Raw genomic sequence first — 15,426 nt, 5'->3', positions numbered from 1 at the left:
TACCTCTCTGCCAATTCGCTCTTTTTCATTACAGTTTAAATTCATAAAATCTGTCTGATTTTAAACTATCTGATTTTGGAGAAACATATCACTTACCTTAAATGCCAAACAGATTGTCGAAACTGGTGAAAAAAATCCTCAGTTAAAACAATCTGTTTGGCTTGTTCATTATAAATCATCAATAAAGTAACTTCTAATAATTAGGGTGCTCATGATAAATACTACACTGTTCGATAACCAAATAATGTTTGTAAAACCGAGCGGGCTGGTCGACAAAAATGCGGGGAGTGCGTTGAATTGTAGCGTGGTAGTCCGTCAGCTGACGGATCTTGATTTTTTGTATCTTTTTGATCAAGTCATCGCAGTTATTGGAACTGAACTTCAAATGAGATAACAGGACTTTTGCTATATTAGAAAATAGAGCTAAAGCTGATGTATTCTGCTTACTTACATCTGTGAGGCTATCCCCTTGAGGGGATTATAGGGGTGTTGCCCTAGAGGGGACTACAGGGGTGTTTTTCGAGATAGAATAGTTAGTTTTCCATTGAAGGAAATCAAGTCTTGTTATATAGTAGCAAAAAGATAAAGAATAAAATTTTGTTTAAAATACCTTAAAGTGTAATTGAAACCTCAATATTTAGTAAAACTTCTCTTTTTTTGAGGTTTTATACTTAGTTTTAAAGTTTAAGAAACACTTATTAAGGTCAGTATATCTGGTTTTTGAGTTCAATTTCATTTTCCATGAGTAGCCTAATTAGCAAGAGTGAAGCAGTTGATGAAGCTCCTTGCTTTGTAGCTTGATAGCCTCCTTTTTACTGAACTACTAATCTTCCTACTTTTAGTAATAAACCGTTGTCATCGTGGACACGATACAAATACATACCAGCTTCAATTCCAAACTGACTAATGTCTAAGCTGGATCGCTCATGGCCTAATTTTTCAGCAATTTTGACTCCCAAACTATTATAAATACTGAAGTTAAAAGGATACATCATATCTCCCGAAAAATTGAGTTTTTCATGCTCTGCATTGATTGGGTTAGGATACACATTGACTCTCCTTTGTGCAGGATCAAAGTATATAGTGCTTACAATATTTGTGTAGATCGGCATTTCAAAATCAAAAATGATTTTCACCTGATTCTCAATGATGTCCCTATGGCTTAAAGTAGTTTTAGGTTTAACGCGAAATCTAATATATCCGTGACTTCCTGCTTCGTCTCTAGTGCTATCAGGCAAGTGAATTTGATCAAACTTCCATGAGATAGTATTTCCTTCTACATAAAACTCTGTCACTTCATGGCTAGTGCTTACTATTGCTAAGCTTGACATATCCAATTGACTGCTTAATTGATCCACTACCTTTACAAAAGTGGCAGGATAATTACCTACATTTTGAAAGCGAATGAGGTACTCTAGTGGCTCATTTAATTGATCAATAGCTGTTTTAGAAACCCATAAATCGTTGGGGTCAATGGCGCCAACCACTTCTGTTTGATCCTGATAGCTGTTATCTGCGCTATTGCACTCACCATTTGAAGTACTTATTTCGAACTGTGTGTTTAGAATATTTCCTATGGTAGCTCCTAATAAAGTCCTTGTGGTGAGTTTAAAAGTATGCTTCTTGAAAGACTCCAAATCAGGTAAATTCCAACTATAAGTGCCATTTCCCAGATTTATGTATTCATGTTCACTCTCTACTATTTCTACCTCGGTTGGAAGAGTAGTTAATAAATTCACTCCCTCAGCAGTTACTGTACCCATATTTTCATAAGTGATTACAAAAACATTTTCAAATCCCTTATGCAATACAGTAGTACCTGCATTGATAGATAAGTCCGGCTGATTACAGGCGGATGTGGCACCGAAGTTTAAACTTTTATCTTGTCCTGAAGCAGTCAATTGAGTAGTATAACCTGAAGCATTACAATTGCTCCATCCAGCGTTTAAATTAGCATTTAACTGATAGCTTCCATTACCAAGATAAACCTCGTAATAACCGTTTTCATCAGTCCTTAATTGATAAGTTGTTTCTCCCGAAATTGTTATAGTTTGATGCGGAATACCTAACTCACCTGCATCTTGCGTACAGTTTCCATTGGCATCATGATACACATAACCTGCTACTTTACTTGCTTCTGCTTCACCAATTTCGGTACATGTGCCAGCAGATAAATTACTTATTTTCTGAATAATACCTGATGGCCATTCTATGATTACTTCTTCCGCTTGTGTGGCATCACCTAATCCAAAGAAAACTTTAAGTGAATTTTGTGAGCCTATACCTCCGCCTGTTTGTGCGCTTACTTCTCTCATCTGCCAAACCGTTTCACCATTAATAGTGGCTCTCATTTTTACTTTCGCACCAATAGCACTTTTGTTGGATACGGTACCGATCAAGGTCATGCAGATCGATTGGTTACACCTCCCCCTACTGTTGATGTATAACTGATTAGCTTCACCAGAGTGGTTGGCTACAAAAATATCTAAATCACCATCATTGTCGTAATCGGCAACTGCTGTTCCGAATGATTTTTGAGGTGTTTCTGTCAGATCATTTTCAATTTTTTGGAAGCTTCCATCTCCATTGTTCATGTATAAAAAGTTACCTTCACCGGCATCATTTGTTACATATAAGTCCAGGTCGCCATCGTTGTCCAAATCTACCCAGGCACTACCATGTGTATTGCCTTTGTCACTTGTAATAGGAGAGTTAGTAATCTTTATAAAACTACCATTGCCCTGATTATTGTATAGTGTATTGTACTTGGTTCCCGGGTTGGCAACAAATAAATCCATGTCGCCATCATTGTCATAATCTCCCCAGCTGGCACCTACAGAGCCTAAATTTTCATTCACAATGATACCTTCGGTAATACGTGTAAACTCGCCAGCTCCTTCATTTCTATATAAGAAGTTCTCCTGCTCTCTGTTCGGGATAAAAACGTCCATATCACCATCATTATCATAATCTGACCAGGTAGCACCAAACGAACTTGAAATCGCTGTTGCGATTGATGCATCTGCTATTTTTGTAAAAGTGCCATCCCCATTATTATGGTATAGCCTATTGAATTTTGTTTGAACCATATCCAACACGAAGAGGTCTAAATAACCATCGTTATCGTAATCTACCCAGCTGGCACTATGGTCGTAACCTTGATCCGTAGCAATGTCACCACTGGTAATTTTAGTAAAACTTCCATTGCCGTTGTTGTGGTACAAAAGTCCCGGGCTTCCCACATTGGTGGCTACGTATAAATCTAAATGACCATCATTATCATAATCACCCCAGGTAGCAGTAGTTGCAGAGGTTAAGTCACTATTGATGATGGTTGAGGCGATTGTAAAAGTGCCGTCTCCATTGTTATGGTAAAGCTTGCTAGCTTTTCCGGCATCATATTCCGGAACAAATAAATCTTCATAACCATCATTGTCATAGTCTCCCCAGCTAGCGGCCCAGCTATTGCTAGCTCCACCAGATAATCCTGAGTGGGTATCTTTTTCAAATTGAATGCTTGGGTCAACAGCCAAATTAATTTCCGGTAAGCTTAAGCCACAAGTTGCCTGTCCTTGTACGTTCACCTGTAAATATTCTCCTGCTCTGAAATTCGGATTCAGCTGAACCCAAAACTTTAGCTTCAAGGTATTGTTTTCTAAGTCTAGTACGCCTGGAAGTCCATTTTCTCCAATATTTGTATCTAAGCTTGCCAGCTCATAGCTGTACTTATTGTCAACCTGATTAGGTTCCGCTACTATTCTGTAACTGTCGTTTAAATTATAAAGCAACTCACTGCTATTAGCCAAATAGCTAATACTGCCACTTTCTGGTGTAAAGAAATTGATTTTTAAGCTATCTACAGCCGCTAATTGCACTGAGCGAACCTCTACAGTTACCATCATGTCGTTAGAACAAGTTTCTGCTGCAAATTCACTTTTTATCCGTACCTGATACTGAGCTGGCTTAGGTTCTACACTTAAACTTGATTGTGTATAAGGGCAAGTAAAATCTGCGAAGTTCTCCGGATAGCCTGCACATTCATAACCGGAATAAATCTTTATACTCTCCATATTACAGGCCGAATAGCTAGCGGTGATTTCATAGGTTTTTGTAGCGCCAACACCTATTTCACCTATGCGATAAATATCTCCTGTTAAACTAATTACCTGGTCAGTAGCTGCGTCTTTCACTTCTTTTACCTGGATGCTTCCACTTGCAGAATTCAAATGTATCCAGGCGTTGCCTGCCTGTGCATTATTAGCTGTGTTTTCTATTTTAACTGTCCAGGTAACTGTTTTACCTAGCCCATCTTCTTTAGGATTAAGTGGAGTTATCCTTAATGCTGCAGGTGAGAACTTCACTTTATCGGGCTGTTCGGACATCCAATCAGTAGCAATTCCTCCTTCTAAACGCTCTGCTTTATTGAAAGCGAAAGCCCAATGAACATCTGTATAACCAGTAGTAGGAACCTCACAAGTGGGTAACAATTGTACCCTTAACCTACCTTTGAAACCATCATCACTCGGATGAATGCTTCCGCCATTTTGCTCATAATATTGGGCTAAATCAAAATAAAGTTCCTGACCATTCCGGCTATCAGGATTTAAGTTGGTGGCTTGTTGAAAAATATGGGTATTAGTAGCCATGGTTGCCCACTGTTGCATGCGGATATCGCCCACTTCATAGCCTTCAGGAATAGTCACCTTTGCTTCCTTCATCCATGACCAGTTTCTGTACTCATAAGGAAATAAATTACCTCCATTATAGTTTGAACAACAATCGCCAATACTTAGGTAAAACCACTGATCTATGTACTGACTACAGCTTGAGATGGTCGTATAAGTACCTTTATCAGTATAAAAATAGTGCCCCATTAAGGTAATTCTTTCATCGTAGAAGCCACATTGGAATTTATTAGCTGATGAAGCTGGTCGCTCCACATCGCTGAGGTAAAAAGCGTTATTCACTTCCACTTCTTTTATTCTTCCACCTAAATTCGTGCTTAGAGTGTAGTAAACTGTTAATTCAACGAGATCTTCATCTTCATACCGGAACCCACCTAAGTGTAAATTTCCATTGAACACAAGCGTAGCAACACTAAAATCCATATCAAAAATAGCTGTTTCGCCCGCTTTGGTTTGCTTTAAGTCTACATTGTTGGCATAAAGCTGTGTGTTGGCACTGGCATCAAAGATTTGCACTTCTGCGGAAATTGGTGTTAAGTAACTTCCCAGTTCAATAGTAGATTGGGCATAGCCATATTGCCAGCTGGGATGCTGCCCTGATGCTTTCACCTTGCCATAAAATACTGCTTTGATAGTATCATTGGTCATTACCCTATTGGTCTTTACTTTACTAAAATCCAACGTAGCTGATGCATCTGCATAACCATCACCATTGTTATCTGGCTTACCAAAGCTTGTTCGTTCAATGGTGAAATTCTGAAAGGCCATTCCTTCTTCACATTCATTGGGGCATATCAGTGTAGTGCTTACTGTTTGTGAACATGCTAATGCTACTGCACAAATACTTTCGCAACCAGGATCAGCAATAAAATTAACTGACATTTGAATATTTTGTGCACCGCCCTGCCCATTAGCATTGGCACAGCTTGCTTTTAACTTCAGGCTGATTTCCGTTTTTGGTAAGTCAAAATTAGCAGGATAAGGAAATTGTGCTGTAAGTGTATTATTTACAGCATTATATATAATGGAATTGGGTGTCCATACATTAGGACTGCTTGACCATAAAAGGTCATCAGCCATTCCCTCATAAACTAAACCTGCAGGTAATTGAAATAATACTTCATAATAAGCTCCTTCTGCAGCAGGATAAGTGTTTTTATGACCAGATACCAAGAAGTTGAAAGTTTTCTTCTGACCATCGCTGATATGGGCAGGTGTTTCAGTAAAAAAGCTCATGCTGGCTTGTACCGGATCTTGTCCTTTAATAGTGTTTTCAAAAGTTTTTCCACAATTGTCCTCATAAACAACTCTACTTTTCCAACCTCCCAGCTTTGCGCCTATGCACGAGTTGATACAGCAGTGTAAGGTGTTCCAATAGATGTAAACTTCTTCATTGGCACCAACATCTGGCAAATCCAAAGTAACACCGCCCACTGCGTTGGCCCCTAAACAGCTGTAATTTCCGCCAGTACTACTTAATAGGGTGGCAGATGGAGTGATTGACTTTAAAGCTCCATTTTCGCCTATTTTATAAGTTATGCTGTTGACATCGATTTTAGAATATAAAGTAGGGTCATAATCTGCATTGCTCGCATTGAAAATTTCCACACTAAGATTCCTGGCAATAGCTCCGGTGGTATTTGTTACCTTTAATATTTGTTGACTGGGTGAATCGCTATAGCATGTATTAAAGGAAGGTGTAGCTGTTTGATTTAAATTAGGAGCTATATAATCAACATAAGTGTTGGCGTAGCTTGTAGTAGTTTGGCAGATGCTTTCATCTAATAGCCAAAAAGCTGATATTTCAGAGGTATAAGTAACATCTGAACAGCTTTCTGCATATACAGTTTCTTCGATTACTATGCTTTCATTGCTGTCAAAAATGCCATCTCCATTGCCAATAGTACTGAAATCAGTAGCGGATAAACTCAGTAAGGAATCACCTGTTAATTGACCTACATTTACGTTTGTTATTTGCAAGCCCGCCAAGTGATCATCTGATAAAAAGAATTGATTAATGCCCCCATTACCACCATTCACGATAGTGATTTTTCGTACGTAGCTTTCTTTATTGGCAATAGATTTATTCTTAGAAGTTATTCTTGTAATGCTTAAAGAAGGATATAAAATATTATAAGCCGATGAAGTATGGTTAAAATTACCTAATGAAGATTGGAGACTGACAATATTTCTAAAAATATTACCTTCCCATTGGTGAGCAACAGCTTCGCAGCTTCCACTATATTGAATGCTTAATTGGTAGCTTTCTCCTGCTGGCAAATCTGCCGCTTGCAAAGTGATCTGGCTAAGGTTGCTTGCATCAGCAATAGCCACTTGAAAATTACTGGTTTCCTGAAGACTGCCCACTACATATTGCATTCCTTCAGGTAATGAAATAACGATATTTGTTTCCTGTAGTATTGCTTCAGAAGTATTTTCAATGTTGATTTGATAACTTCCGGCACTGACTCCGATGTTGACTTCTGCCTGTGGACTTGAAGTAATATTTACTTGTGCACGTAGCTCAGTGCTGATCACTAAGAATAGACTAATAAGAGGTAAAAATAGATACTTGTGCATTGTCTTTCGGGTTTTATATCGGAAGAACAAGTCTAAACACTATGCCTTTTTTATAAGGTATTGATATGTAGTTAGTTATGTTTTCGAGTGGTGTTGATATTTCCATATGCTGGAAAGGTATTCCAGAAATTATCAAATAAAATGTAAATTGAAGGTCTTGTTTTGAGTTAGAAAGAGAAAAAAAATTCTTTTAGGAGTTTTTAGTTTAATTATCTGCAAAATGATTTTTTTTGATCATTTACCTGACATCAAATGAGAGCTTATCCAAACTAGCACAGGTATATTTAATGAAATTAAATTTACATATTTGGATAAACCATTGCGAAAGTCGATTTTCTCATAAAAACACAGTTATTAATAAACTATATGGTTTGATTACAGAAGAATAGTAAGATCTGGAAATCATCTTAATATTTCTTAATTTTCAGTTTTACCATAACCAGAGACGAGTTGAGAAAATTATTTTTAGCAAACATAACTTTTGTTGTGCTATGCCTTTTAATTTCATGTGATAATAGTGAAAAGGTTGCATTTCCTCCTGATAATTCTACTATTCATGTATGGGTTTTTCTGGATGTTCACTGTCCTCTTTCCCCATTTTATTCAAATATTATAAATGATTACCAAAAAGAATTCCTTAAAGATTCTGTGATTTTCTACGCTGTGTTCCCTAAAGAAGAATCCAACTCAACTCAGGTAAAGCTTTTTGCGGAAAAACACTCTCTGCAGGTGAAGGTTGTAGGGGATCCTGAATTAGAGCTGAGTCAACGATTTAATGTGACAGTTGTGCCAGAAGCATTTGTTACGAAAGATGAGGAAGTGTTATATCGAGGTAAAATTGATAATTCATTTGAGGCTGTGGGTGAGCGAAGATGCGGTACTGATCAATTTTACGTAAAGTATGCGCTCAGGATGTTAGCTAAGCAAAGTAATTCCTTCGTAAAAAAGACTAAGCCTGTGGGCTGTATTGTTAAGTGAAAATAAAAGAGGTAGTGGTCAAAACTTCATTGATAGTGCTACCTTCATTATAATAACCTACAATGTTAAATAGCAAGATTAAATAGCAAGGAGTAAATAAAAAAAGCGCTAGCTTTTCAGTTAGCGCTTTTCATTTTCTGTTTTTTTGATCCTTTTAAAACTCTGCGTTGTCTGGTGTACGCGGGAAAGGAATGACATCCCTGATATTACCCATACCTGTTACGAAAAGCATTAAGCGTTCAAAACCTAATCCGAAACCACTGTGAGGTGCGGTTCCAAACTTTCGGGTATCCAGATACCACCACAAACTTTCTTCGGGAATATGCATCTCCTGCATCCTTTTTTGGAGCTTTTCTAAACGCTCTTCCCTTTGCGACCCACCTACAATCTCACCAATACCCGGAAATAGAATATCCATAGCAGCAACAGTTTTATCATCCTCATTCTGACGCATATAAAAAGCTTTGATATCTTTTGGGTAATTATAAATAACCACCGGCTTCTTGAAATGCTTCTCTACCAAATATCGCTCGTGCTCTGATTGGAGATCAGCGCCCCATCCCTCAATAATGTAGTTGAATTTCTTTTTCTTATTAGGGTTGCTATTTCTTAATATGTCAATAGCATCCGTATAAGTAATCCGCTCAAAGTTATTGTCTAAAACAAACTGAAGTCGCTCCAGTAAATTCATTTCCTGCCTTTCATTCTGAGGCTTATTTTTTTCTTCATCTGCTGCTCTTGCGGATAAAAATTCCAGGTCCTCTTTACAGTGTTCAAGCGCATACTTTACTACATATTTAAGTAGGTCTTCTGCCAACTGAATGTTATCCTGAAGTTCATAAAAAGCCATTTCAGGCTCTATCATCCAAAATTCTGCCAGGTGGCGTGTGGTATTGGAATTTTCAGCTCTAAAGGTTGGGCCAAAAGTATAAATCTCTCCCAAAGCCATAGCTCCTAATTCTCCTTCCAGCTGTCCGGAAACGGTTAGATTTGTTTCACTACCGAAAAAATCCTGCTTATAATCTACTTCTCCTTCGGGTGTAAGTGGTATATCTTTTAAATCGAAATTCGTAACGTGAAAGGTTTCTCCGGCACCTTCTGCATCACTTCCTGTAATGATAGGTGTATGGAGGTTGTAAAACCCTTTCTGATGAAAAAACTGGTGCACAGCGAACGACAGTGCATGTCGTACTCTGAATACAGCGCCAAAAGTGCTGCTTCGCATACGCAAATGAGCAATTTCACGCATAAACTCCATCGAGTGCTTTTTAGGCTGCAATGGATATTTCTCCGGATCGGCTGTGCCTAATACCTGGATTTGCTCAGCAACAACTTCTACAGCCTGTCCGCTGCCTGCAGATTCCACTACTTTACCGGTTACACTTATTGCAGCACCAGTTGTTACCTGTTTTAAAATTTCTTCACTAATTACTGAAGGGTCGGCAACAATTTGAATGTTGTTGATAGTAGAGCCATCGTTTAGGGCAATAAAATTGACATTTTTGTTTCCTCTTTTCGTTCTTACCCAACCTTTAACCAGCACATGCTGCTCCTTAGCCTGTTCATTCAGTAATTTTTTTATCTTTATTCTCACCGGAACTGTCATAAATTTCTTGCGTTTAACAATGGTATAAATTCGAGGCAAAAAAACGATATTTTAGCCTTTTTATCAAAGATTTAAAGAATTTAAATAAATTTGAATTATTATTCTTGGCACAATTTTTAGTTTTTAAACTTCTATGCAAAAACTCACACTAACACAAGGCTTAGGTCAACGCTTATCACCACAGCAAATTCAATTTATTAAGTTGCTGCAAGTACCTACTGCTGAAATAGATAGTCGCGTTGAAGAAGAGCTTGAAATTAACCCTGCGCTGGAGGAAGGAAAGGAAGAGGATGAAATGAATGATGAATATGAAGAAGAATCCGGCAGTGATGAAATAGATATTGAGGATTATCTTCAGGATGATGATTACGCTTCTTACAAAACTCAGGGTGATGGACCGGGGCAGGAGGAAGAAAGGGAAATGCCTATTGCCGTCAATACTTCTCTTAATGATCAGTTGATGACTCAGTTGGGCTTTCTAGGGCTGGATGAAAGAAGGAATAAGATTGGAAAGCAACTGATAGGAAGTATTGAAAGTGATGGTTATATCCGCAGGGAGTTAGATGCTATTGTGAATGATTTAGCGTTTTCTCAGAATGTAGAAACAGATGAGGAAGAAATTGAGGAGGTTTTAATGCTTATTCAGGATTTTGATCCGGCAGGAATCGCAGCAAGAAACCTTCAGGAATGCCTGTTATTGCAACTTGAAAGAAAAATTGATCAGTCAGACGCTGTAAGTTTGGCTTACCAGATTATTGACACCACTTTTGAAGAGTTCAGCAAGAAGCATTACGACAAAATTATTAAAAAGCTAAATGTTGAAGATGAAGAACTTTTCAAAGATGCAGTAACCGTAATCACTAAGTTAAACCCTAAGCCAGGAGGGTCTGGCTCAGGATTGGTGAAAACACAGTACTTGATGCCTGATTTTATACTTAATAACCAAAATGGTGAAATGGTTTTAAGTTTAAATTCAAGAAATGCCCCCGACTTAAGGGTAAGTGCCTCTTACGCTGAAATGATGAAGGCATATGAGAAGAGCGATAAGAAGGATAAAAAACTAAAGGAGACTGTAGGTTTTGTAAAGCAAAAGCTGGACGCTGCTAAGTGGTTTATTGATGCAATAAAACAAAGGCAGTTAACCCTCCTAAACACCATGCAGGCTATTTTGGAGTATCAATATGAGTTCTTTAAGGAAGGTGATGAGAGCAAACTGAAGCCTATGATATTAAAAGATATAGCTGAAAGAATTGATATGGATATTTCTACGGTTTCAAGAGTAACCAATAGTAAATCAGTGCAAACAGAATTCGGAATCTACCCGCTTAAGTATTTCTTTTCGGAGGGTATAGCAACTGATTCCGGGGAAGATGTCAGCTCCAGGGAAGTAAAAAATACACTTAAGTCATTTATTGATAAAGAAGATAAGAACAAGCCTCTTTCTGATGATAAACTTGAAAAATTATTGAAAGAGGAAGGGTATCAAATTGCTCGAAGAACAGTTGCCAAATACCGTGAGCAACTTAATATTCCTGTGGCGCGACTAAGAAAAGAATTGTAGTGTCCGATCGTTTAGCTAAAATTATATCGATTGCTTTTCATCCTTTGTTAATGCCCAGTTATATTTTTCTGGGGATTCTCTACTTTTTGCCTTACTCATTAAATTTCCCCAATGATTTGGCCTGGCGGTTTTTAGCAATGGTTTTTATGACCACTTTCCTGATTCCACTCATGGGCGTGTTATTATTGAATTTTACTAAGACCATCAGTGATTTAAATATGAGCAACAGAAAGGAGCGGTTTTTCCCTTTTGTATTCATTTCTCTTTTTTACATTGTGACCACCTATTTGTTTTGGCAAAAATTCAGGTTTCCCCCTTTAATTAATTACCTGATGGTTTCCATGACGCTCAGCATAGTGGTACTTACTATTATTTCTCTTTTCTGGAAGATAAGTGCGCATGCAATATCTATTTCAGGTGCTGCCGGGGTTTATTTTGCTTTAATTTTACAAGAGGAGCCGTCCCAGCTTTATCTGGGCTTAGCATTGTCTTTCGCATTGTGTGGCGTGGTAGCATCAGCTCGTTTAAAGCTTATAGCCCATAATAGCAGCCAGGTATGGGCGGGATTACTGTTGGGGTTCCTTTTGAATTTTATAATGATTTTAATTTTAAATGTATAAAGATATTATGTACAAATTTCTAAAATATGAACTCCATGAAGGTGTTTGTACCATCACATTTAACAGGCCGGATTTTTACAACGCTTTTAATGATGGCATCAGCTATGAGTTTCAGGATGCATTAAAAAATGCTTCTAAGGATGATCAGGTACGTGTGGTAGTAATAACAGGAGAGGGGAAGGCTTTTTGCTCAGGTCAGGATTTAAAATCGGCAAGGGATGATGACGATAAGATGTTTTATAACTCGCTGGAGAAACGTTATAACCCAATTGTGAGGGCTATGCGAAACCTGCCAAAACCTATTATTGCCAGGTTAAATGGTGTAGCTGCTGGGGCTGGCTGTTCACTTGCGCTGGCTGCTGATATGATTATAGCTGCAGAATCAGCTAAACTGGTGGAAGTGTTTATTAATATTGGTTTAGTGCCTGATTCAGGTTCTTCTTTCTTTCTTCCTAATTTAGTGGGATACCAAAAAGCTTTCGAATTATGTGCTATGGGCACTAAAATATCAGCACAGGAAGCTTATGCAATGGGAATAATCAATAAAGTGGTGGCTGATGAGGATTTGGATGAGGCTGTAAAATCATATACCAATTATTTTGCAAAAGCTCCTACCAAGTCTATCGGGATGATCAAAAAAATGCTCAATAAGGCTGCTTCATCATCATTAGATGAAATGCTGGAATATGAGAAATATAGTCAGCAGATAGCAGGTAGCTCGGAAGATTATAAGGAGGGAAAGCAGGCATTTCTGGAGAAGAGGAAGCCTGAGTTTAAAGGGAAATAATTAAAAAATAGTCATAAAAAAGGCTGCTATTCCTAAGATTAGCAGCTTTTTTTTCTCTTTTAACTTTTAAAATAAGTTAAAGCTGATGCCAAACCTGTAAGGAATTGTGGTGGTGTTTTCAGGACCTTTGCCCGGGTTAAAAAGTTCCGATAGGTCATAGTTAAAGAAGGCTCCGAAGCCGGCAATTCCCACACGAACGTGAGCTCCATACCTGAATTGATTTAATTCAAAGTCATCTCTTCGGATCAATTTTTTGCTTTCTTCCTCTTCAGTATATTTTATTTTCGTTTTTCCTCCTATTAAATAACCAATACTACCACCGGCCGCTACAAAAAGACCTCTGCCAATTTTATCTTTGTTGATGTAGTATCTGAATTCAACGGGAATGTTTACGTAATTGGACTGGAATTTTGTTTTGTCAACAAATCCTGTCCCTACAATGTCTTCTCCTATTCCGTCAAGCACGATTACCTGTCCTTCGCCTAATGCATCCTGAGCATAATTAAGGGTAAGCGCACTATCAAAAGCATACCTGGCAAATGAAAATGATAAACCGCCATTGAAGGTAAAATTAGATTTTCCTAATTGAATAGGATACGTATAACCTATTGAAAAATAGTTGTTTCCAAAAGTTCTGAGATCTAAAGCCTCCACATCATTATGTGCCAGCTGACTTAAACCAAATGAAAGGGTCAAATCTCCTCTTAAATCCGGTCGGGGACCAAAAGTATTTTTTTCTTCCAGATTTTGCGCTTTCAGAGATAAGATTGAAATAAGTAAAAGGCTAAGCGTCAATAATTTCTTCATAAATGATTTCTTGTTTTCACTTTCAGCGGACAAAGATAGTGTTTTATTTATAGCATAAAGTAAATAAAAGGCTTTTCTTATCCTGAATAATTCCATAGATTTGCAAACTCATTCAGAAACGTGGTTTCAGAAAGATTATTGTAAAATTGACTTTTTAGGTCAATTAAATAGAGCATCCTGCAAGAGGCGGGAAGGTAACAGTTTGAATTCTGGCACCTGCCAAGTCAAAATAAATAAAGAAGATATTGAAAATGGCTTCGTAGCTCAATTGAATAGAGCATCCCGCTAGAGGCGGGAAGGTAACAGTTTGAATTCTGGTACCTGCCAAGTCAAAATAAATAAAGAAGATAGTAAAATGGCTTCGTAGCTCAATTGAATAGAGCACCTGATTACGGCTCAGGAGGTTACAGGTTTGAATCCTGTCGAGGTCACTATAAGCCTGCTGGAAACAGCAGGCTTTTTTGTTATATGGAATTCCGAGTTTATATATTGTATAGTTTAAGTTTAGGTCAATATTATGTGGGCCAGACAAGCGATCTGGAAAAACGGATTATAAGACATAATAGCGGACATGGTAAACACACGAAGAAAGGCATTCCTTGGAAATTGATCTGGAGTATTGGGAAACGAAACAGGAGCGAAAGCATGGAATTAGAACGAAAGATAAAAAAACGAGGGGCTGAAAGATACCTGGCAGATCTAGGGGTAGATTCTAAAAATTAAGAATAGTTACAACTCTACTCTATGGAAAAGTTGTGTAGATTTTCCCGCTTACTCATTTTGAGACAGGCTTATAGCTTATTCCTGTTTTATCCAAATTTATCATTCTCACTATAAGCCTGCTGTTTTCAGCAGGCTTTTTTATACCCATACCATGATTTTCCAAGCCTGGAAAAAATACACCTTCTGAGATAAATAAATTTTTATATCAGCACAACATTCTTGGTGTTGCATCGTGCTAAAAAATAATAAGGTTCTTTCGAACCCCTACAATCGTAATATCACCAAGCTTTATTTTTATTTTATTTATTCACTTTTTAAACTGAAAGTTATGAAAATGCGATTATTCAAAAACAAGAAAAATTGGATTTACAGTCTGAGTTGGGCTGTTGTTTTTACATTTTTTATGGGAGCCATCACCAGTTGCGATGATGATGACGATATTATTGATGACGGTGATACTGTTCCGGTAGCTTATGTTTCGCTTTATCATGTGTCTCCGGATGGGCCAGACCTCGATATTTTGGTAGATAATAGCAGGGTGAACTATTATCCTTTTGAATACACTAACTATACCGGCTACTTACGATTTTATACAGGTGAACGAGAGTTGAAATTTACTCCTTATAATGCCTCTAATACATTATTCGAAACTTCACTTTCACTTGATAAAGATAGCTTGTATTCTGTTTTTATAACAGGAATTGCTGGTGAAAGGGAAACCATAGTAGTGCATGATCAATTTGAAGAGAATGATACAGATAATGCTCTGATACGTATAGTAAATGCCTCTCCTGATGCTCCCGCTATTGACTTATCTCTTTCAGGAGAAGATGATAATTTGTTTGAAAACATTGCTTATAGAGATGTTTCAGGCTTCATGGAAGTAGAGGGTGGAGTTACATCTTTTGAAATACTAAATGCAGGAAATGGTGAAGTAGTAACCTCTGTCACCGATATTAACTTCAGGCCTGACAGAGTTTATACATTGATAGTGAGAGGGTATGTTGAACCACCGGCAGGTACAGGGGAAGATTTAAGTGTTCAGGTTGTGCCTAACTATTATAATTTATAATAAAAGA

General features: G+C 37.7%; 9 protein-coding genes and 1 tRNA gene. 7 read left to right on the top strand and 3 right to left on the bottom strand.

The window, feature by feature from the left end; all coding sequences use genetic code 11:
• Positions 1-812 precede the first annotated feature (812 nt).
• Positions 813-7,265, bottom strand: a complete 6,453-nt coding sequence (locus IEV85_RS01860; RefSeq protein WP_188460098.1) for an FG-GAP-like repeat-containing protein — start codon at positions 7,263-7,265, stop codon at positions 813-815.
• Between the two features lie 450 nt (positions 7,266-7,715).
• Here IEV85_RS01860 and IEV85_RS01855 point away from each other — a divergent pair, with 450 nt between their 5' ends.
• Positions 7,716-8,243, top strand: coding sequence for a thioredoxin domain-containing protein (locus IEV85_RS01855; protein WP_188460097.1), 528 nt, complete (start codon positions 7,716-7,718; stop codon positions 8,241-8,243).
• 154 nt (positions 8,244-8,397) lie between these two features.
• Here the strand turns inward: IEV85_RS01855 and asnS are convergent, their stop codons facing one another.
• Positions 8,398-9,849 carry an asparagine--tRNA ligase gene (gene asnS, locus IEV85_RS01850; protein WP_188460096.1) on the bottom strand — a complete coding sequence of 484 codons (1,452 nt, stop codon included), beginning with the start codon at positions 9,847-9,849 and terminating at the stop codon, positions 8,398-8,400.
• 133 nt (positions 9,850-9,982) lie between these two features.
• Between asnS and rpoN the strand changes: the two genes are divergently transcribed.
• Genes rpoN through IEV85_RS01835 form a run of 3 tightly spaced genes read left to right on the top strand, consistent with a single transcriptional unit; the run spans position 9,983 to position 12,817 of the window.
• Positions 9,983-11,410, top strand: coding sequence for an RNA polymerase factor sigma-54 (gene rpoN / locus IEV85_RS01845; RefSeq protein ID WP_188460095.1), 1,428 nt, complete (start codon positions 9,983-9,985; stop codon positions 11,408-11,410).
• A 50-nt stretch (positions 11,411-11,460) separates the two neighbouring features.
• On the top strand, positions 11,461-12,030 hold the full coding sequence (locus tag IEV85_RS01840) for a PA-phosphatase (protein WP_188460094.1): 570 nt from the start codon (positions 11,461-11,463) through the stop codon (positions 12,028-12,030).
• 7 nt (positions 12,031-12,037) lie between these two features.
• Positions 12,038-12,817, top strand: a complete 780-nt coding sequence (locus tag IEV85_RS01835) for an enoyl-CoA hydratase-related protein (protein ID WP_188460093.1) — start codon at positions 12,038-12,040, stop codon at positions 12,815-12,817.
• A gap of 66 nt (positions 12,818-12,883) precedes the next feature.
• Here the strand turns inward: IEV85_RS01835 and IEV85_RS01830 are convergent, their stop codons facing one another.
• Positions 12,884-13,624 (bottom strand): outer membrane beta-barrel protein, encoded by a 741-nt coding sequence (locus tag IEV85_RS01830; protein ID WP_188460092.1) that lies wholly within the window; start codon positions 13,622-13,624, stop codon positions 12,884-12,886.
• A gap of 357 nt (positions 13,625-13,981) precedes the next feature.
• Between IEV85_RS01830 and IEV85_RS01825 the strand changes: the two genes are divergently transcribed.
• The 3 genes from IEV85_RS01825 (at position 13,982) to IEV85_RS01815 (ending at position 15,419) form a co-directional block, all read left to right on the top strand.
• A tRNA-Arg gene (locus IEV85_RS01825) sits at positions 13,982-14,055 on the top strand.
• A gap of 37 nt (positions 14,056-14,092) precedes the next feature.
• The gene (locus IEV85_RS01820; protein ID WP_188460091.1) at positions 14,093-14,347 is read left to right on the top strand and encodes a GIY-YIG nuclease family protein; all 255 of its coding nucleotides are present in this window, start codon (positions 14,093-14,095) and stop codon (positions 14,345-14,347) included.
• Positions 14,348-14,675: 328 nt separating this feature from the next.
• Positions 14,676-15,419 (top strand): DUF4397 domain-containing protein, encoded by a 744-nt coding sequence (locus IEV85_RS01815; protein WP_188460090.1) that lies wholly within the window; start codon positions 14,676-14,678, stop codon positions 15,417-15,419.
• Positions 15,420-15,426 lie beyond the last annotated feature (7 nt).

Source organism: Marivirga lumbricoides, from assembly GCF_014636295.1.
Lineage (GTDB): Bacteria > Bacteroidota > Bacteroidia > Cytophagales > Cyclobacteriaceae > Marivirga > Marivirga lumbricoides.
This window is presented reverse-complemented; position numbering and strand designations above follow the sequence as displayed.